The organism is Ornithinimicrobium carbonis (genome assembly GCF_050703245.1).
GTDB lineage: Bacteria > Actinomycetota > Actinomycetes > Actinomycetales > Dermatophilaceae > Ornithinicoccus.
The window spans coordinates 1,603,761-1,624,291 of sequence record NZ_CP192647.1 but is presented as its reverse complement, the minus strand read 5'-3'; the positions used below and the strand labels follow the sequence as shown (position 1 = coordinate 1,624,291).

The 20,531-nt window shown below is 68.4% G+C and carries 9 protein-coding genes; 8 read left to right on the top strand and 1 reads right to left on the bottom strand.

Annotated features, from left to right (window positions below):
- The first annotated feature begins 82 nt into the window (after positions 1-82).
- Together ACQ95T_RS08075 and ACQ95T_RS08070 are read left to right on the top strand one after the other, a co-directional pair.
- Entirely contained in the window at positions 83-3,214 is a 3,132-nt protein-coding gene (locus ACQ95T_RS08075) for a PD-(D/E)XK nuclease family protein (protein WP_425940897.1), read from the top strand.
- Entirely contained in the window at positions 3,211-6,567 is a 3,357-nt protein-coding gene (locus ACQ95T_RS08070) for a UvrD-helicase domain-containing protein (protein WP_425940895.1), read from the top strand. Before ACQ95T_RS08075 ends, ACQ95T_RS08070 begins: the two co-directional genes overlap by 4 nt.
- A 51-nt stretch (positions 6,568-6,618) precedes the next feature.
- On the opposite strand, the gene ACQ95T_RS08065 is transcribed toward ACQ95T_RS08070, so the two are convergent.
- Positions 6,619-7,278, bottom strand: coding sequence for a hypothetical protein (locus tag ACQ95T_RS08065; protein ID WP_425940894.1), 660 nt, complete (start codon positions 7,276-7,278; stop codon positions 6,619-6,621).
- 240 nt (positions 7,279-7,518) lie between these two features.
- Here ACQ95T_RS08065 and ACQ95T_RS08060 point away from each other — a divergent pair, with 240 nt between their 5' ends.
- The 6 genes from ACQ95T_RS08060 (at position 7,519) to ACQ95T_RS08035 (ending at position 20,499) form a co-directional block, all read left to right on the top strand.
- Positions 7,519-7,737: a hypothetical protein gene (locus ACQ95T_RS08060; protein ID WP_425940892.1), complete on the top strand. Its 219-nt coding sequence runs from the start codon at positions 7,519-7,521 to the stop codon at positions 7,735-7,737.
- 135 nt (positions 7,738-7,872) lie between these two features.
- Positions 7,873-11,241 carry a helicase-related protein gene (locus ACQ95T_RS08055; RefSeq protein WP_425940891.1) on the top strand — a complete coding sequence of 1,123 codons (3,369 nt, stop codon included), beginning with the start codon at positions 7,873-7,875 and terminating at the stop codon, positions 11,239-11,241.
- 180 nt (positions 11,242-11,421) lie between these two features.
- Positions 11,422-14,220, top strand: a complete 2,799-nt coding sequence (locus tag ACQ95T_RS08050; protein WP_425940890.1) for a DUF1156 domain-containing protein — start codon at positions 11,422-11,424, stop codon at positions 14,218-14,220.
- Between the two features lie 6 nt (positions 14,221-14,226).
- A complete protein-coding gene (locus ACQ95T_RS08045) occupies positions 14,227-16,071 on the top strand; it encodes a GmrSD restriction endonuclease domain-containing protein (RefSeq protein ID WP_425940889.1) in 1,845 nt (614 codons plus the stop codon).
- Position 16,072: 1 nt separating this feature from the next.
- Positions 16,073-19,453, top strand: coding sequence for a Swt1 family HEPN domain-containing protein (locus tag ACQ95T_RS08040; protein WP_425940887.1), 3,381 nt, complete (start codon positions 16,073-16,075; stop codon positions 19,451-19,453).
- A 29-nt stretch (positions 19,454-19,482) separates the two neighbouring features.
- On the top strand, positions 19,483-20,499 hold the full coding sequence (locus ACQ95T_RS08035) for an EcsC family protein (protein ID WP_425940885.1): 1,017 nt from the start codon (positions 19,483-19,485) through the stop codon (positions 20,497-20,499).
- The last annotated feature ends 32 nt before the right edge of the window (positions 20,500-20,531 follow it).

Below are 20,531 nucleotides of genomic sequence, written 5' to 3'. Positions count from 1 at the left end.
AAGTGTTCTCCGCGGCGGATGCCCTGCCCCAAGGCCTTCGGCGCTCTATGTACGGTGTCATCAGGACACTGAAGGAGGGCCGGTGCCGGTAGATGTGACGTGGTCGTCCTACGGCCGATCGGCGCCGGACGCCCTCACCCAGGTGGTCGCCCACCTCAAGCAGGACGACCCCCTTCACCCCGTCACCCTCGTCGTTCCCAGCAACATCTCCGGCATCGTCGCCCGCCGCCACCTCGCTCGCGGCTTCCATCCCGACCGGCCGGCCGTCGCAGGCCTGTGGATCACCACGCTCCCCCGGCTGGCCGAGCAGCTCGCCGCACCACGGCTCACCGGTACGGGCCGCCGACCCGCCACCCGCGCGTTCGTCGGCGCCACGGTCCGCGGGGTGCTGCTGGACGACCCGGGCGTCTTCGGCGAGGTGGCCGACCACCCGTCGACGGCGCGCGCCCTCGCCCGCGCCCACCACGACCTGCGCGACGTGGACGACTCCGCGTGCGACCTGGTCTCCGGGACCAGCAGCCTGTGCGCCGAGGTCGTGCGCGTCCACCGCGCAGCGCGAGAGCGGATCGCCGACGGCCACTACGACGAGACCGACCTGCTCCACACGGCGGCGGCGACCCTCACGGCCGATCGCGCGGCCGAGCTCGGCAGCGTGGTGATCTACCTGCCCCTGGACCTGACTCACGCCGAGACCGCCCTGGCGGCGACGCTCGCCGGGCTCACCGACACCCACATCGTCGCCGGGCACACCGGCGACGCTCGCGCCGACGCCGCCGTGACCGAGTCGGTCGCAGCCATCGCGCCCGACGTCCCGCCCCCGCCGCCCCGCACCCCACCCACGGTGCAGCGCGTCCTGCACGCGTCCGACTCCGACGACGAGGTCCGCTGCGTCGTCCGGGACGTCGTGCAGACCCTGCGGACCACTCCCGCGCACCGCGTCGCGGTCCTGTATGCCGCTCGCGACCCCTACGCGCGCCTGCTCCACGAGCACCTTGCCGCCGCCGGCATCGAGGTCAACGGCCCCGGGGTGCGCCCCGTCGCCGAGCGGGCGGTCGCCCGGCTCGTCCTGGGCCTGCTGGAGACCGCACGCACCGGCTACCGCCGCGCCGACGTGCTCAGAGCCGTCGGCGAGCTCCCCGTCACCACCTTCGAGGACCCGGACCGCGGGACCACGACGCTGCCCCTCCCGCTCTGGGAGCGCATCACCCGGGAGGCCGGCGTCGTCTCCGGCGACGACTGGCACGAGCGCCTGGACTTCCACCGTCACTCCCTCGAGCGGCAGCTCGAGGACGACGACCTCTACGACAGCACCCGCGACCGGCTCACCCGGCACCGCGACGCGACCGCCTCGATGCAGCGCTTCATGGCCACCCTGCGCCGCCGGCTCGCCGACCTGGACCGGGCGCCCACCTGGACCGCGGCCGCCGAGGTGCTGCACGGCATACTCGAGGACCTCCTGCCGCCCTCCACCCACCGGTACCTGCCGCCCGCCGAGCAGCACGCCCTCGTGACGGTGCGCAGCGCGCTGTCGCGGCTGCGCGCGCTCGACAGCACGCCGACCACCCCGTCCCTCGCCGGCGTGGAGGAGATCCTGGGCCTCGAGCTGGACGGCGCGCTCCCCCGCGTCGGCACCTTCGGCCAGGGCGTCCTCGTCGCCCCGGTCGAGCAGGCGGTCGGGCTCGACCTCGACGCGCTCTTCGTCGTGGGTCTGACCGAGGACCTCTGCCCCGGCACGCTGCGGGAGGACTCCCTCCTGCCCGAGCGCGCGCGGGAGGCCACCGGCTGGGCCCTGCGCAGCCGCCGACGCCGCGCCGACAGGACGCTCCGGAGCCTGCTCGCCGCGTTCGACTCCGCCCCGCACGTGACCGCCAGCTTCCCCCGCGGCGACCTGCGCCGGCACTCCCACCGGCTCCCCTCGCGCTGGTTGCTCCCCTCGCTGCGCGCGCTCAGCGGCGACCCCGACCTCCCCGCCACCGAGTGGGAGCGCGGCGCGAGCAACGCGCGCGACACCATCGAGGGCTCCCCCTCGTTCGCCGGCAGCCTGCGCACGACTCGGCACCCGGCCACGGAGCAGGAGTGGCGGGTCCGGGCGCACCTGGCAGGCGTCGCCCCGCACGACCCGGTCGTGGCCGCGACGCAAGAGCTGGTCCGTGCTCGTCGCGGGGAGACGTTCAGCCGCTTCGACGGCAACCTCGCGGGCGTCACCGGGCTCCCCGACCACGGGGCGGGCACGTCCGCCGTCTCCCCCACCGCCCTGGAGAGCTACGCGACCTGCCCGCACGCCTACTTCCTGCAGCGGCTGCTGCGGGTCGAGCCGGTGGAGGCCCCCGAGGAGATCATCACCATCAGCGCCGCCGACCTCGGCTCCCTCGTCCACGAGGCCCTGGACGGCCTGGTCGCCGAGGCCGCGGCGCAGGGGCAGCTGCCCAGTCACGGGCAGCCGTGGACCCCGGCCCAGCGGGCGCGGCTGCTCGAGCTCGGGGAGGAGCTCGGCGAGCGCTACGAGGCGGAGGGGCGCACCGGGCATCACCGCCTGTGGGCCCGGCAGCGCCAGTGGCTCCGCACCGTCCTCGACCGGATGCTGAGCGAGGACGACGCCTGGCGCGCGGAGCACGGCGCGGCGGTCGTCACCAGCGAGCTGAGGTTCGGGATACACGGCGCGGCGCCCGTGCACGTCGCGCTGCCGGACGGCCGGGAGGTCCTGCTGCGCGGGTCCGCCGACAAGGTGGACCGGCGCCGAGACGGCGGTCTGCTCGTGACGGACATCAAGACCGGCCGCAAGGGTTCATTCCAGGGCATGGAGGACGACCCGGTGCTCGGGGGCAGCAAGCTGCAGCTCCCGGCCTACGCACTGGCCGCCCGGGCGGCGCACGGGGACGGGCAGACCCCGGTCGAGGCGCTCTACTGGTTCGCCGGCAAGGACACCGGCCGGGTCCAGCTGCCGCTCACCGAGGCGGTCATGCAGCGGTATGCCGAGACGCTCGCCCTGCTCGTCGACGGCATCGCCCGGGGAGCCTTCCCCCAACGGGCGCCGGAGAGGGCGGACTACAGCTTCACGCAGTGCTCGGCGTGCAACCCGGACGGCCTCGGGCACGCCGACATCCGCGAGCGGTGGGAGCTGCTCCGCACGACGCCCGAGCTGCAGGACTACACCGGGCTGGTGGAGCCCGACGCCCTGGCCGCGCCGGCCGAGGCCGAGGAGGACGGGGTATGACGCAGCTCACCGACGAGGCCGCCCGCCGGCGCATCCGGGAGCGGACCGACGAGACCCTCTTCGTCGAGGCGGGCGCGGGGTCGGGCAAGACCAAGTCCCTCGTGGACCGGGTGTCCACGCTCGTGCTGCGCGACGGCATACCGATCGAGGCGGTGGCGGCGGTGACCTTCACCGAGCGCGCCGCGGCGGAGCTGCGCGACCGGCTGCGTGCCTCGTTCGAGCACGTCGCACGCGTGGGCGACGACGAGCAGCGCCCCCGCGCCGAGGCGGCGCTCGAGGGGCTCGACCTGGCCGCGATCGGCACCCTGCACTCCTTCGCGCAGCGGATCCTCTCCGAGCACCCGATCGAGGCCGGTGTGCCGCCGCTGGTCGAGGTGCTCGACGAGGTCGGCTCCTCCGTCGCGTTCGAGGCCCGGTGGGCGGAGCTGCGGGGGCTGCTGCTGGACGACGAGAAGCTCGCGCCCACGCTCGAGCTGGCCCTGGCCGCCGGGGTGAAGGTCGACCAGGTGCGCGCGATCGTGGCCAAGCTCAACGCGGACTGGGACCTCGTGGAGACGCACGTCGTCGGGGGGCCGGCGCCGGAACCCGCGACGCTGCCCGACGTCGACCACCTCGTGGAGCGGGCGGTGGAGCTCGCCGCCAACGCCGACACCTGTGCCGACCCCGAGGATCTCTTCGTCGGGCGCCTCACCAAGCTGGCCGAGTGGGTCGAGGCGCATCGCGCGGGAGCGACAGACCCCGCATCGACCGTCGAGTCGCTGCAGGCGGTGGAGGCTCTGCGGTGGCACCACGGGCGGGGCAAGAACTGGTCGGACCTGGGACAGCTCAGATCCGACTGCAGGACCTGGCAGACCGAGGTCGCCCAGGTGCTGGCCGAGCTGAAGGACCGCTGCCTGCGGGTCATCGTACGCTGGTGCGGCGAGCGGGTGCTCGAGGCCGCCCACGCGCGCCGGCGGGAGGGCCGGCTGGAGTTCCACGACCTGCTGGTGCTCGCCCGCGACCTGCTCCTGCGCAACCCCGAGGTGCGGCAGACGCTGCAGCAGCGCTACCGGCGGCTGCTGCTCGACGAGTTCCAGGACACCGACCCGATCCAGGTCGAGATCGCGGTCCGCATCGCCGGCGGCGCGGCGGCCGACCAGCCCGACTGGCGCGACGTGGAGGTGCCGGCCGGCTCCCTCTTCGTCGTGGGCGACCCTAAGCAGTCGATCTACCGCTTCCGCCGGGCCGACATCCGCATGTACCTCCAGGCGCGCGACACGCTGGGCGACCATGTCTCGCTCACCACCAACTTCCGTAGCGGCGCTCCGGTGCTGGAGTGGGTCAACGCCGTATTCGCCCAGCTGATCACCGAGCAGCCCGACAGGCAGCCGGCCTACGAGGCGCTCGCACCGCACCGGTCCGCCCCGACGGTCGGGCCGGCGGTCGCCGTGCTCGGCTCGGACGAGCACACGGACAAGCCGTCCGCCGACGAGGTGCGCCGCCGGGAGGCGACCGACGTCGCGGCCGCGATCCGGCGCGCCCTCGACGAGGGGTGGACCACGGAGGCGGAGACGGACGAGCGGGACGAGCACGGCCGGCGCCGTCGTGTCTGGCGACCGCTGCGTGAGGACGACATCGCGATCCTGGTGCCCGCCCGGACGTCGGTGCCCTTCCTGGAGGAGGCGCTGGACGCGGCCGGTGTCGACTACCGCACCGAGTCGAGCTCGATCGTCTACCAGGCCCAGGAGGTGCGCGACCTCTTCGCCGCCCTACGCAGCATCGCGGACACCTCCGACGGCTTCTCCCTCGTCACGGCGCTGCGGTCCAGCCTGTTCGGCTGCGGTGACGACGACCTGTTCACCTACCGCCGGGACGGCGGAACCTTCCACCTGCTGAGCCCGGTGTCCGAGCACCTGAGCGACCACCCCGTGGGGCGGGCCACGGCATACCTGCGGAGCCTGCACGACGAGGCGCGCTGGCTCACCCCGAGCGAGGTGCTCACCCGGCTCATGGTCGACCGCCGCATGCAGGAAGTGGCGGCGCACGGACCTCGCGTGCGGGACACCTGGCAGCGGCGGCTGCGGTATGTCGTGGACCAGGCCCGGGCATGGTCGGAGACCGAGCACGGCGGGCTGCGCGCCTACCTGGCCTGGGCGCAGGCGCAGGCGTCGGAGACCTCCCGCGCCGGCGAGGCGGTGCTGCCGGAGTCGGACGTCGACTCGGTGCGGATCATGACCGTCCACGCTGCGAAGGGGCTGCAGTTCCCGATGGTGGTGGTCTCGGGCCTGTCGTCGAAGCCGAACAACCGCGGCGGCGTCCAGCTGCTGTGGACCGACGACGGCTTCGCGATCTCACTCGGCAAGGATCTGACCACCGGTGACTTCGCCGACGCCCAGCCGGTCGACGAGCAGATGAGCGACCTGGAGAAGCGGCGCCTGCTCTACGTCGCGACGACCCGGGCGAAGGACCACCTGGTGGTGTCGATGCACCGGTCGGCGAACGGCCGCAGCGGCAACGGCACCATGTCGCACCTGCTGGCGGGCGTCGGGGCTGCGGAGGTGGGTGGCGCGGCGACGCTTCAATCCGTGGGGAGTCCCGGCGAGCCGCAGCCGGTCAGGGCGGCACGGACCGTTCCGCGGCCACCAGACTGGACGTCGTGGCGCGCAGGCCTGGACGAGGCGGTCGCCGCGTCACGGCGACGCAGTGCTATCAGCGCGTCCGGGGTGGAAGGCACCGACCCCGAGATCGAGCTGACCGGTCTTCCGGCGGGGACTGCGTCCGCAGACGCTGGCATGGGCGGAAACGTCGCGGTGGCAGAGGGCGATCAGGTGGCGAGGTCCACAGCGAAGGGGGGCCGCGACGTGGAACGGCCAGCGTGGGTCAAGGGGCGGTACGGCTCGGCGATAGGCCGTGCTGTTCACGGCGTGATGCAGACCGTCGACCTCGCCACAGGTGCTGGTCTGGACGACGCCGTGGCGGCCCAGTGCTGGGCCGAGAGCGTGACGGACTACGCCGAGGTGGTGAGAGACCTGGCCCGATCGTTCCTGCACTCGGACGTGGTGCGCCGTGCCGCCGAGCACGACCACTGGCGGGAGTCCTACGTCGCGACGGTGCAGGAGGACGGCACGGTGCTGGAGGGGTTCGTCGACCTGCTCTATCGCGAGGACGACGGGGGCCTGGTGGTCGTCGACTACAAGACGGACGACGTTCCTGCGGAGGCCATTGAGTCGAGGGCGAGGTTCTACGCCCCCCAGGTGTTCGCCTACGCCGATCTGGTCGGCCGCGCCGTCGGCGATTCAGAGGTAGCTGCGACTTTGTGCATGAGCGGCGGCACCGTCGACGTGGTCAGCTCAACAGGGCCACAGGATCGGTAGCAGTCTCCTGCTGCCCGCTCCGAAGTACAGCCCCTGCCCGGCCAAGCTCCCTCAATCGCTCCGTGGGATTGCGATGCGCGTAACCCAGGCGTCCAAGGTCAGGTCTCCGCTGCTGCCACGTTCTTCTCGGATCGTCAGTACGCGAGTGGAGCCAAGGCCCTCGAGCAGCCGCGTTCCTACCTCTCGCCACTGGTCGTATGCGGGATTCGAGACCCACTCATCACCGCGCCGAATGTGCCCACGTGCGTACTTGATGGGACGGACCGACCTCGCCAAGTGAGGCACCCACGTCAACAAGTACTTCGGCGTCGAGGTCGCCGCCGCGGCGAGCCTGTGTTCGTCGGCGGCCGACGACTTGCCTGCCAAGCCGGTGAACATACCTGGACTGATGAACGCGTTGGCCGGGTACTGGAGCTTGGCTTCGATCCACGCGACCCGGGCGGGACGTGTCCAACCACGGGAAGTATCCGTCACGGCAAGATCCACTCGCCTTAACCCCTCGACCCCGTCAGTCACCTCACGTTCGGCGACCCAGCCACGTTCTCGGACGCTACGGTTCAGGGCGTGTCGGAGCAGGTCATTGAGCTCCGCCTCACCTGATCGGCCGCGAAACACCTCCAATAGGTCGTCGGGTTCGAGATGGCTGGTACAGGTCCGAATGCCTGTGTCGAGCACCTCATCGAAGTCGTTCTCGTTTGGGGTCTCGGTCATCTACTCTGCTTTCAGTCGGTCCCTGCGCGAGTCCATCCTTCGTTGGTCACCCTTGCCAGCTCTCCCTGCTCACATGAGGGATTGATGACGCTGAGCCCGACAGTGTCGTCAGGACCCAGATCGTAGACCACCGGACACTCGCCGCACCGGTTAAGGACGCAGCACGGTGTGCCCCGTTCGGCCTATAGTTCACACACGAACAACGTAGTGCGAGGAGAAGCGATGCCCAGGTACAGCCCCGTGACGTTCGATGCCCAGCCTGTCGAGAAGGGCGGGGAGGTTCTTGGCTACGTCGTGTCGGGCTTCCTTACCCGCAAGCAGCTCGAGACGCTTCGCAGCTTCGTCGATGACGACAACTACGAGCGCAGCAAGAAGTGGCGGGGTGGTTATCAGGAGATGGCCAAGGCGATGGTGAGTGCCATCGACGGCGCTCTGGAGGGCCAGCCCGAGGTCGACTGATCCGTTTGGTCAAGTTCTCAGCCACGGCCCCGGAGCCCATCGGGAAACTGGCCGCATAGGGTCAGGACCGTGCGTCTCGAAGAAATCAACGCGGGTACCTCGGTCACTGGTGTCGTACCCAACACCTCCGTCACCGTGGTTGCCGTTGCATGGCACGGGGCCGATGCCCTCAACCTCGTCTACCGCCCACCGACCGGCCCGATCCAAGAGGCAGTCCTTTACCGCTCGGACGAGGACCGCCTCAGCCTCGCGGTCGGCTCCCGCCGACCCTTCGACGCCCCCGCCGACGACTTCAAGCTCGCGGCCGAGGCGCAGCGCATCCAGCGGGCTGGTCTCTTCGACCCGATGATCGCCGTGGCCACCAGCGAGGTCGAGCCGCTCCCCCACCAGATCCGCGCCGTCTACGGCGAGATGCTTCCCCGGCGACCTCTGCGCTTCCTGCTGGCCGACGACCCCGGCGCAGGGAAGACCATCATGGCCGGCCTGCTCATCAAGGAGCTCATGCTCCGCGACGACGTCCACCGATGCCTGATCGTTGCACCGGGCGGTCTGGTCGACCAGTGGCAGGACGAGCTCTTCCTCAAGTTCGGCCTGCGCTTCGGCGTCCTGGCCGCGGGTGACGGGGACACCGCGCCGGGTCGCTCGGTCTTCGATGACAAGCCCTACCTCATCGCCCGTATGGACCAGCTCGCGCGCAATGAGCTCCTGCTCGAGCAGCTCAACGACTCCGAGTGGGACCTCGTCGTCGTGGACGAGGCACACCGCATGTCAGCCCGCTGGTTCAACAGCAAGCTCAACCGCACTCGTCGCTTCGACCTCGGTGAACGCCTGGGCAACATCACCAGGCACCTCCTCCTGATGACGGCTACACCCCACAACGGGGTCGAGGCGGACTTCCAGACCTTCCTCTCGCTGCTCGACCGGGACGAGTTCGCCGGGAAGGCCGCGTCGGATGGACCGAACCGCAAGGTCGACACCTCGAGGTTCATGCGGCGGATGATCAAGGAGGACCTCCTCACCTTCGACGGCACACCGCTCTTCCCGGAGCGGCGCGCCGAGACCGTGAGCTACGAGCTGTCGCCCCTCGAGCAGGACCTCTACGACTCGGTCACCGACTACGTCCGGGAAGGAATGGGCCGAGCGGACGCCCTGGACAGCGGCCGTCGCCGCACGGTTGGCTTCGCCCTCACCGTGCTGCAACGCCGCCTTGCCTCAAGTCCCGCCGCCATCCACGAGTCACTTCGCCGACGCACCGCCCGCCTCCGCAGTCGTGCGGACGACCTCGCCAACGGCGTCGGAGTCCTCGCGAGTCCGGCACCAACCACATACCTCCCCGAGGCCGACGACGACTGGTCCGCGGAGGAGGCCGAGGTCTGGGAGGAGGAGCTGGTCGACGCGGCCACCGCCGCGCGCACGGAGGCCGAGCTCCGCACCGAAATCGCCGAGCTCGACGTGCTGGTCCAGCAGGCAGGGCTGGTGCGGTCGAGCCAGCGCGACGTCAAGTGGGCCGAGCTGCGCTCCATCCTCGAGGGCAACGTCCTGAGGCGCGACGGGGCGACGCCGCGCAAGTTGATCGTGTTCACCGAGCACCGGGACACCCTTGACTACCTCGTCCAGCGCATCGGCACCCTGCTCGGGCGCAAGGAGGCGATCGTCGCCATGCACGGAGGGGTCAACCGGGTGGAGCGTCGCCGGATCGCCGAGGAGTTCACCAAGAACCCCGAGTGCCAGGTGCTCGTCGCCACCGACGCCGCCGGGGAGGGGCTCAACCTCCAGGCCGCCCACCTCATGGTCAACTACGACCTTCCGTGGAACCCCAACCGCATCGAGCAGCGGTTCGGCCGCATCCACCGCATCGGGCAGACCGAGGTATGCCGTCTCTGGAACCTCGTGGCGATCACGACCCGTGAGGGTGAGGTCTTCAAGCGTCTCCTGGACAAGATCGACGAGCAGCGCGAGGCGTACGGCGGCAAGATCTTCGACGTCCTCGGTGGCGACGCCTTCGGCGACCAAGCCCTTCGCGACCTGCTCATGGAGGCCATCCGCTACGGCGACCAACCCGAGGTGCGTGCCCGCATGCAGGAGGTCATCGACGCAGGTGTGGCCGAGGGCCTGAACGAGCTGATGAACCAGGCCCTGGCCCACGAGATCCTCTCCCCCGAGGAACTGGCCAACCTCCGGCGCCGCATGGACGAGGCCCGCGCACGTCGGCTGCAGCCGCACTACATCGAGATGGCCTTCCGCGCCGGCTTCGAGCGACTCGGCGGGCGCATTGCACGACGCGAGAAAGGGCGCTACGAGATCAGCCGCGTGCCGGCCGAGCTGCGCACACGCAGGGCAGCGATCGCCTCCCGCTACCTTCGCGTCACGTTCGACATCGCGTCGATCGACCACCCCGGCAGCGAACGCGCCGACCTGCTCGCACCCGGTCACCCGCTGCACGACGCCGTCATGGCCGTGACCCTCGACCAAGCCGGCGAAGCCCTCGAGCGCGGCACCGTCCTAGTCTCCCCCGACCTCGACGAGCCACGGCTCCTCGTCGGCGTCACCGAGGAGGTCCTCGACGGTACGGGTGAGGTCGTCGGGCGCACGTTCGGCTACGCCTACGCCGACGAGCACGGCACCGTGACCGCAGCAGGCGCCGCCCCGTACCTCGACTGCGTCGCAGCTCCCGAGGAGTCGCTGACGGAGAGAGCCAGAAGTATGGCGTGGCTGGACGGTGCGGAGTCGGCGGCAGTCTCCTGGCTCGTCGAGCACGAACTCCCCGGTTATGTCGCGCAGCTCGCCCCCCGCCGCCGGGAGGAGCTCGACGCTGCGGCTCGCGCGGTCGAGACGAGGCTGCGCGCAGAGATCACCCGTCTCGGGAGCGAGGCACTGGCCGCGTCCGCGAAGGAGTCGGTCGGGCAGGCGGTGAAGGAGTCCTCGGCCAGCCTCAGCCGGAAGGCGGACGACCTCCAGGCTCGGCTCGTCCAGAGACTGGCGCACATCGAGCGTCAGCGCACCATGCGCACCCCTCCCCCGCGGGTGGCGTGCGCAGCCGTCGTCGTGCCCGCGTCGTGGCTGGACGACGTAAATCGAGACACGACCGAGCCTCCTGGCGACCGCCCCCCTGTCGACACAACCTTGAGCGAACGTCGAGGCGTGGACGCTGCGTTGGCCGCCGAGCGTGCACTGGGACGTGAGCCCACCGAGATGGCCCACAACAACAAGGGTTACGACATCGCCTCTGTCTCCCCCGACGGGAGCACTGTCTTTCTTGAGGTCAAGGCCCGTGTCGAAGGAGCCGACGACTTCGTCGTGACCCACAGCGAGGTCATGGTCGGGAAGAACACCACCAACGCCCACCGCTTGGTGCTCGTCAAGGTCGACCCTCGCGGGCCCGAGCACGACGAGATCCGCTATTTGGTCGACCATTTCCGCACCGTCGACCTCGGCAGTCTTTTCACCGAGAAGGTCGTCCTGAGCTGGAACAAAACGTGGGTCTCCGGTCGAGATCCCGTGTGAGTTTGCCGTCTTCTGGGTGGCGCTCCCCGCCTTTCGGATGGCAACCGCTACGTGCTACTCCGCCCGCAGGAGCCGCCAATCCGACTTGTATGGTGTGACGGAAGTGAGTGGGCACGCTCAGGCCATCCGCATCAGGGGATGTCGTCGGCGCGCCAGCGTTGACGACAGATGGGGCATCACATGGCAGAGACGCCACGGCGCAAGCTGATCGAGGTCGCACTCCCCCTCGAGGTGATCAACCGGGAGTCGGCGCGAGAGAAGTCGATCCGCCACGGCCACCCCTCGACCTTGCACCTGTGGTGGGCCCGTCGCCCCCTCGCCGCCGCCCGGGCTGTGCTCTTCGCCCAGCTGGTCGACGATCCGTCGAGCCACCCAGACAAGTTCCCTACGGAGGAGGATCAGCGCGTTGAGCGGGAACGGCTGCACCGCATCCTCGAGCGGCTCGTCCCGTGGGAGGCGACGAAGGACGAGCGCGTCCTCGAGGAGGCACGCCAGGAGATCCGCAAGTCCACCAACGGCAACCCGCCCCCCATCCTGGATCCGTTCGCGGGCGGAGGGACGATCCCGCTCGAGGCACAGCGTCTCGGCCTGGAGGTCCACGCCTCCGATCTGAACCCGGTGGCCGTTCTCATCAACAAGGCGCTCATCGAGATCCCGCCGAAGTTCTCCGGCCGTCCCCCGGTTCACCCCTCGCTGCAGGACGAGCTCGTCAGCTGGCAGAGAGCCCAGGGGCTGGCGGCTGACGTCCGCGCCTACGGTGAGTGGATGCGCGACGAGGCCCAGCGGCGCATCGGTCACCTCTACCCGAAGGCCGACCTGCCTGACGGCACCAAAGCAACGGTCATTGCGTGGATCTGGGCTCGCACTGTTACCTGCCCGAACCCGGCGTGCGGGATCGAGATGCCGCTCGTGAGGTCGTGGTGGCTTGGAAAGAAGAAGGGCAAGGAGGCGTATGTCGTGCCCTCCGTCGTCGGCGACCCCATGCATCCGTCAGGCTTGCGGGTGACGTTCGACATCGGCCACGACAAGGCCACGGCGCCGACCACCACGACTGATGGAACGGTCGGACGCACTGGTGCTATCTGCATCGCTTGTCAATCGGGCGTCACTCTGGAGCATGTCCGGTCGACCAGTCGCAAGATCGGGTTGGGCGCCAGGCTGATGGCCGTTGTCGCGGAGGGAAGTCGCTCGAGGGTCTACCTGGCCCCGACACCGAAAGACGTGACAGCTGCGGCGGTCGAGGCACCGGAGGATGTCCCCCCAGGTGAGCTCTTCGATTGGCCGGGGCGGATCAACGTCTACCGATACGGGTTGACTCGCTTCGTGAACCTCTTCACCGCTAGGCAGCTGACCGCCCTCACCACCTTCAGCGACCTCGTCATGGAGGCCCGCGATCGAGTCCTCGCCGACGCTCTTGCCTCCGGCATGGACGAGGGCGACCCCCTCGAGGCGGGCGGCACCGACGCTACCGCCTACGCAGACGCCGTCGCCACATATCTGGGTCTCTGCGCCAGCAAAATGTCGGTATTTCATTGCACACTCGCGAGATGGCGTCCAGACGCCGACAAGACAGCGCCAGCATTCGGTCGACAGGCGATACCCATGGTGTGGGACTACGCAGAGACGATGCCTTTTGCAGGTGCGGGCGGTGATTGGACTGGAGTGGTCGACGGCGCCTCCAAAGTTGTGGCGAGCTCGCCAGCTGCAACCATAGGGACTGCAAATCAAGCCGACGCACGCAGACGGTCGCTGGCGATGACGATCTCGACAGATCCGCCGTATTACGACAACATAGGCTATTCCGACCTTTCGGATTTCTTTTACGTGTGGCTTCGCAAAACACTGCGAGCAGTTCACCCGTCACTGCTCACAACCCTGCTCGTTCCAAAGAACGACGAACTCGTGGCAAACCAGTATCGCCACCAGGGCAAAGAGGGCGCCAAGACCTTCTTCGAAGACGGTTTTCGAGATGTATTCCGACAGGCTCGACAGGCAGCCGTCGTCGACACTCTGATGACTGTCTACTACGCGTTTAAGCAGTCAGAGTCGTCGTATTCCGGCGAGTCCTCTTCTGGCTGGCAGACGCTTCTGGAGGGGATGATTGAGGGTGGATGGGCGGTCACCGCAACATGGCCAGTACGGACGGAAATGTCCACACGCATGATCGGTGCGGGCACTAACGCGTTGGCGTCATCCATCGTCCTTGCGCTTCGCCCTCGCCCCGACGACGCGTCCACGACCGACCGGCGAGGCTTCATCGCCGCTCTACAGGCAGAACTTCCCGAGGCCCTTCGCAAGCTGCAGCAAGGTGCGATCGCACCGGTTGACCTACCGCAGGCCGCGATCGGTCCGGGCATGGCAGTCTTTTCGCGCTACTCCGCCGTCCTCGAGCCGGACGGTAGCGCGATGTCCGTCCGATCAGCGCTCGAACGAATCAACGAGATCCTCGATCAGGTTCTCGCTGAGCAGGAGACTGACTTCGACGCGACGACGCGGTTCGCGATCGCGTGGTACCGCCAGCACGGGTACGGCACAGGCAAGTACGGTGACGCGGACAACCTGGCCCGGGCCCGCAACACTGCGGTGGACGCACTCGAGCGCTACGGCATCCTCACCTCCCGCGCCGGCAGCGTCACGCTCCGAAAGCCTGCCAACCTCGATGCGACCTATGACGTGGGTGCCGATCTGCAGGTGAGCACCTGGGAGGTGCTGCACCACCTGCTGCGCGTACTCGAGGCTGACGGCATCACCGGCGCTGGCGCATTTCTGTCGAAAACGCTGGCGAGGACGCAGGGCGACGTGGAAGCTGACCTCCTGAAGGAGCTCGGCCACCTGCTGTTCCGCATTGCGGAGCAGGACGGCCGCACTCAGGACGCGATCGCGTTCAACAGCGTGGTCACCTCGTGGCCGGACATCATCGACGCCGCCGACGCCCGACCCGGCAGCAGGCAAGACGCGTTCACGTTCGAGGAGGAGTAGTTCACCATGGGGTTCCTGACACCGATGTACGAGCTGGGTGAGTATCTGACATGGACCCGCTCCGGGGGCATCCAGCTTCCTGACTTCCAGCGCGGCTACAAGTGGGAAGACGAGAGAATCAGGCAGCTGCTGATCACTGTCCTGCGCGGCCACCCCATGGGTGCGGTCATGCTGCTCAAGACAGGCAACACGCAGGTACGGTTCAAGCCCAGGGCCATCGAGGGTGTGGAACTCCTTCCCGGCCATGAGGCTCTCTTCCTGCTTCTCGACGGTCAGCAGCGGCTCACGTCATTGACACAGGCGCTCAGCGGGACGGGCCACGTGGACACCAAGGACAGCCGGGGCAAGCTGCTCGAGCGGCGCTACCTGGTCCACATGGAGACGGCCCTCAGTGGCTCGGACCGGGTCGACGAGGCTGTGATCTCCGTTCCTGCCGACGGTGTCATCCGCACCAATTTCGGCAAGGACGTGGTTCTGGACCTCAGCGACGAGCACAAGCAGCGAGAGCAGGGGTACTTCCCTCTGCACCTCCTGTACGGCGACTACATGAGCTGGATCTTGGAACTTGAGGACCGCGCACTCGGCAAACGCTTCCACGAGGACTTCATCAAGCCGGCTGCCACGTACGACATCCCCGCCATCGTGTTGGACGAGCGGACAGAGAAGGCCGCCGTGGCGACGGTCTTCGAGAAGGTCAACATCGGGGGCCTGCCGCTCAACGTCTTCGAACTCCTCACTGCCATGTTCGCCGGTGACCCAGAACACTTCGCCCGCACCGGTGAGGACTTCAGGCTCAACGACGACTGGCGAGAGATCCAGCAATCTTGGGCGGCACAGCAGGTGCTGACCGCCGTTGAGAACACCGACTTCCTCCAAGCCGTCACCATGCTCACCACGCGGAAGCGCCACCTGGCGGACACGTCCGACAGACCACCGGCCATCTCGGCCAAGCGCGAAGACGTGCTGAAGCTCACCCTCAACGACTACCTGGAGTGGCGCGAGCCTCTGCGGGAAGCGTTCGTGTGGGCGGCGACCTTCCTGGCAGACCGCCATATCTTCACCAAGCGAGACGTGCCCTATGCCAAGCAGCTGGTCCCGCTGGCCGCGATCAAGGTCGTCCTCGGAAAAGACGCGGACCTGCTGGGGGTGAGCGAGCGGCTCGCTCGCTGGTACTGGTGCGGCGTCCTGGGCGAACTGTACGGGTCGGCCATCGAGAGCCGGTTCGCCCGCGACATCGAGATGGTCCCGCCGTGGGCCACAGATGCCCAACAGCCCCTGCCCCGCACCGTTGCCGACGCCAACTTCACCGAGTCGCGACTTCACTCGCTGCGGACGCGTAATGCGGCGGCATACAAGGGCATCGCTGCTCTGATCCTGGGAGGAGGCGCGAGGGACTGGATGGAGGACAAGGCGCTCGACAAGGTGCAGTACATGGACCTGGCCGTGGACATCCACCACGTCTTCCCGCAGAAGTGGTGTGCGGACCATGCCATCGACGACGAGCGCCGCGAAAGCATCGTCAACAAGACGACGATCAGCGCTCGCACCAACAGGACCATCGGGGGCGCAGCCCCATCCGAATACCTGCGCTCTATCGAGTCTCGTGCCCAGGTGGACGCGACGCGGCTCGACCAGCTGCTTTCGACCCACCTCATCGACGCCTCACATCTGCGCAGTGACGACTTCGACGAATACTTCGTCGCCCGGCGAGAACGGCTCTGTCTGCTGGTCGAGACCGCTATCGGCAAGTCCGTCCAGCGTGACGTCGACGAAGGTCACGCGGAAGAGGACTCCGCCCACTTCGACGAAGCACAGCTTGCTGAGGACTTGATCGAGGAAGAGGCGTCCTGATATGGCTTTGAGCAATCGCGATCGCATCGGGCAGATGTTCGAGCTTCTCGCTCCGGCGCTGGACGACTTCATCTCCACCGCAGTGGGACGTGACGACCCTGCCCTCGGTGCTGACTGGACGAAGCTCGTCCAAGGCAAGGACGTGCGCAACGGTGCGCCGGCCGGGAAGGAGTACGACCCGCTGGACCCGCAGGTGCAGTTCCGCATGCTGACCGAGAAGAACATCACGACCGGGTACCGGCCCCACTGGTATCCGCTGTCGGACGCCATCGGGCGCGCAGGTGAGTCCTACGCCAGCGAGCTTCGCGAGGTCCGCAACGCCTGGGCGCACAACAAGCCGTTCACCGACGACGACGCCTACCGCGCGCTGGACACCGCAGAACGCCTACTGACGGTGGTCGGCGCTCCTGCCGCGGCCGAGCAGGTGGCCCGCATCCGCACCAACCTGCGTCGCGTCAGCGCCGACAAGGACGACCGACGCACCCTCAAGCAGACCGTGTCGACCAGTCCGCTCTCAGGTGGGCTGCGTCCATGGCGCGAGGTCCTTCCGCCCCACCAGGACGTGGCGAGCGGCAACTTCAAGGCCTCGGAGTTCGCGGCTGACCTGTACAAGGTGGCCAGCGGCGAGGAGAGCGGCAGGGACTACGCCGATCCGGTCGAGTTCTTCCGCCGCACCTACCTGACCGAGGGCCTTCGAGACCTCATAGGTCGCGCGGTGGACCGGCTCCGCGGTGACGACAACGCCTCTCCCGTCATCAACCTGCAGACCAACTTCGGCGGCGGCAAGACCCACTCCATGCTCTCCCTGTGGCACCTCGCCGGGGCCACGCGACTCGGTGACTACCCTCAGGAGGTCCAGGAGCTGCTCGCCGCCCACAACTTCGAGCTGCTCGACGGTCAGCGCGTCAACCGGGTAGCCATCGTCGGCAACCACTTCGCCCCCACCGGCGAGCAGAAGCCCGACGGCACATTCGTCCGCACCATCTGGGGGGAGCTGGCCTGGCAGCTCGGCGGCGCCAAGGGCTACGCCATAGTCGCCGACGCCGACCGAGCCTCCACCCCGCCCGGCGCCGCCCTCCACCGCCTCCTCGCGGCATACTCCCCCGCGGTCATCCTGATCGACGAGTGGGTGGCCTACGCCCGCAGCCTGTACGGCGTAGGCCCGGACGAGGAGCGGATCACCGGCGGCACCTTCGACAATCAGTTCACGTTCGCGCAGTCGTTGACAGAGGCGGCAAAGGGCACGGGCGGCATAGTTCTCGCCATCTCGATCCCGGCATCGGAGACGGGCGTCTCCGAGGCGGGGCAGGAGCCGCCAGTCGGCCACATGGAAGAGGTGGGCGGATCCCACGGCATGGAGGCGCTCAAGCGTCTGCAGAACGTCGTGCGTCGCGTTGCCGAGCAGTGGCGGTCCGCGTCGTCCACCGAGGCATACCACATCGTGCGCCAACGGCTTTTCACCACGCCCGACGCGGAGGCCCTTGCGGCTATCGGTGCCACAGCGCGTGCCTTCGTGGACTTCTACCGAGCCAACCCCGGCGACTTCCCCGCCGAGTCCCGCGACCCGAACTACGAGGAGAGGATCAGGCACACCTACCCGATCCATCCGGAGCTGTTCGAACGTCTCTACGAGGACTGGTCCAGCCTTGAGCGGTTCCAGCGGACGCGTGGTGTGCTCCGGTTGATGAACGCCGTCGTCCACGCGCTCTGGGTGGGGGAGGACAACTGGCCGCTGATCATGCCAGGTTCTCTCCCACTCGCGGCTGCCTCGGTGAATTCCGAGATCTCGCAGTACCTCCAGGACTCGTGGAAGGCAGTCATCGACGCGGACGTCGACGGGCTGGAGTCCGAACCTGCGCGGATTGACAAGGAGAAGACGCAGTTTGGGTCCCGATCGTTGACGAAGCGACTGGCGCGGACGGTCTTCTTCGGCGCGGTCCCGACGATCGGGTCGGCGCACAAGGGGCTCGACACCCAGCGGGTCTTCCTGGGGACGGCAGTCCCTGGCGACCGCACGGGGGACTTCCACGCGTCGCTCAACGCCCTCGGGGACCGGGCCACCTACTACTACTCAGGGCAGGGCAAGCACTGGTACGACCTCCAGGCCAACATCTCCCGAAGCGCGAAGGACCAGGCCGAGCGGCTGCACCCCGAAGACGTCTGGGCGGAGATCGTCAGGCGGCTGGCCGAGGAAGGCCGCCTGCGTGGCATCTTCGGCGCCGTCCATGTCTGCCCGCAGTCCGACGCGGACGTACCGGACACCGATGAGGCTCGTCTTGTGGTGCTGCACCCGAAGGTGTCTCACAGGAGCCGTCGCGGGACGGAGCCGGGCTCGACCGCGGTCGATGCGGCACGACAGACCCTCGAGAAGCGCGGGAGCTCGAATAGGACCCACCGCAACATGCTCGTCTTCCTCGCAGCGGACGAGTCGAGGCTCGAGGAGCTGGAGCGCTCGGTGAGGGAGTACCTGGGTTGGAGGTACGTGCTCTCCAGCACGGATCTGGACCTGACCGACAACCAAAAAGCGCAGGCGAACGAGAAGCTCAAACGTGCGGACGAGACGGCTGCCGCCCGGCTGCAGCTGACCTACCAGTGGGTGCTGCACGCACGGCAGCCGAACGCTCGTGAGCCGTGGGTGATCGCCGAGACCAAGGTCGAGGGATCTGGCTCCCTCGCCGAGAAAGTCGGCAAGCGACTGAAGACGGACGGCGACCTGGCCGACGTCCATGCGATGACGTCGGCGCGGATGGCGATCAACCAGGTGCCGACAGTGTGGGCGTCAGGTCACATGAGCGTCGGCGAGCTGTGGGGGCTCTACACGGACTACCCCTACATGCCCCGGTTGACCGCTCGCGGCGTCCTGACGGACGGGCTGACCCAGTCGACCACGCTCACGTGGGAGCGGGACGGGGTGGCTCTGGCGGAGCGGTATGACGAGGCAGCGGGGCGTTACTTGGGGCTGTGGCTGCCCGGTGAGTCACCGGCGCCCCAGCCGACGGACCAATGGCTGGTGGTCAGGCCCGAGGTCGCTCTTGAGCAGCGTCGGCTCGAGGCACTGGAGCGACCCGACACGCCCGACGTGACGGTCGTACCTCCGGTGTCGCCGGGACCAGACCCTGATTTGCCACCTCCCTCGCCGGGTGAGGAAGTGATGACCCGATACTTCGCGACAGCAGTGCTCGACCCGATCCGGTACACGCTGGACTTCAGGCAGATCGCCGACGAGGTGCTGGTCCACCTGGCCAAGCCTGGACGCACGGTCACAGTGCGGGTCGAGATTGAGGCGGAGGACCATGCCGGCTTTGACGAATCCACAGTGCGCACGGTCAAGGAGAACGCGACGGTGCTCAAGTTCGACCAGTCGCAGTTCGAAGAGCGTTGAGCATGAACGGCACAACTGCAGGAGAAGGTATGGCGGACCTGAGCAGGATGACACCGTATGAGCGACGGGCCTGGGACGACTCGATCCGGGTGCTGCACGCGTCTCGGCGCAAGATCGTCCCCGCGCGTGTTCGTGCGCGAACCGCGGCGCTTGTCTCAAGTGCCGGAGAACGGTTCCAGGAGCTGCCAGGATCCGAATCCGTCCAGGGCGTCGTCAGCCGCGCGATGGACGGCACCCTGTCCCTTACGTTCAGGCCCGCCTTGCGCACCGCCACCGCCGATTCGGTCCTGAAGATGTACGGACGCAAGGGCACGGCTGTTCTCGGCATGGCCGAGGTTCGTGAGCTTCCGCTCGAGGACAGGGACCATCGTCAGCCGTCTCGGAAGTTCTACACCGGCATCGCCGCGGGCGAGGGCGCAGCGACTGCGGTCGCCGTGACGGGGTCAGAGGTGGCGACGACCGTCAGCGGCGGTGCGACTGCCGGTGTGGTCGTAGCCGCTGTCGCCGTGGATGCGGTCGCCTCGTTGGCGCTCATGGGACGCGCCGTAGGAGATATCGCCAGCCGGTACGGCTACGACATGCGAGATCCGGGTGAGGAACTCTTCGCGATGGGTGTCTTGTCCTTGGGAATGGCCGGTGATGTCGGTGCGAAAACCCAGGCCCTGGCCGCCCTGTCGCGGTTGACCCAGCGCATGATGCGCAGGGCGACGTGGAACGAGCTGAACAAGCACCTGCTGGTGAAAGTGCTCCAGAAGGTCTACCAGCGCCTTGGTCTCCGCCTCACCCAGAGGAAGCTTGCTCAGCTCGTGCCGGTGGCTGGAATCGGAATCAATGCCGCCCTCACGGCATCCCTCGTCGACAAGACCTTCGAGCGGGCGCAGGCCGTGTACCGCCTGCGCGCCCTGTCGGAGAGGTACGGCATCGATCCCGGTGAGTGGACGAGTTCGTCAGTTCCGACGCTCTCGGAGGAGGAGATCGTCGATGTGGACGAGATCCTGGAGGAGACGCGGGCCATGGACGAGCGTGGCTCCGAGGCGGTGAACTGATCACGTCGAGTGCCACCTCGTCCCAGGGCCAG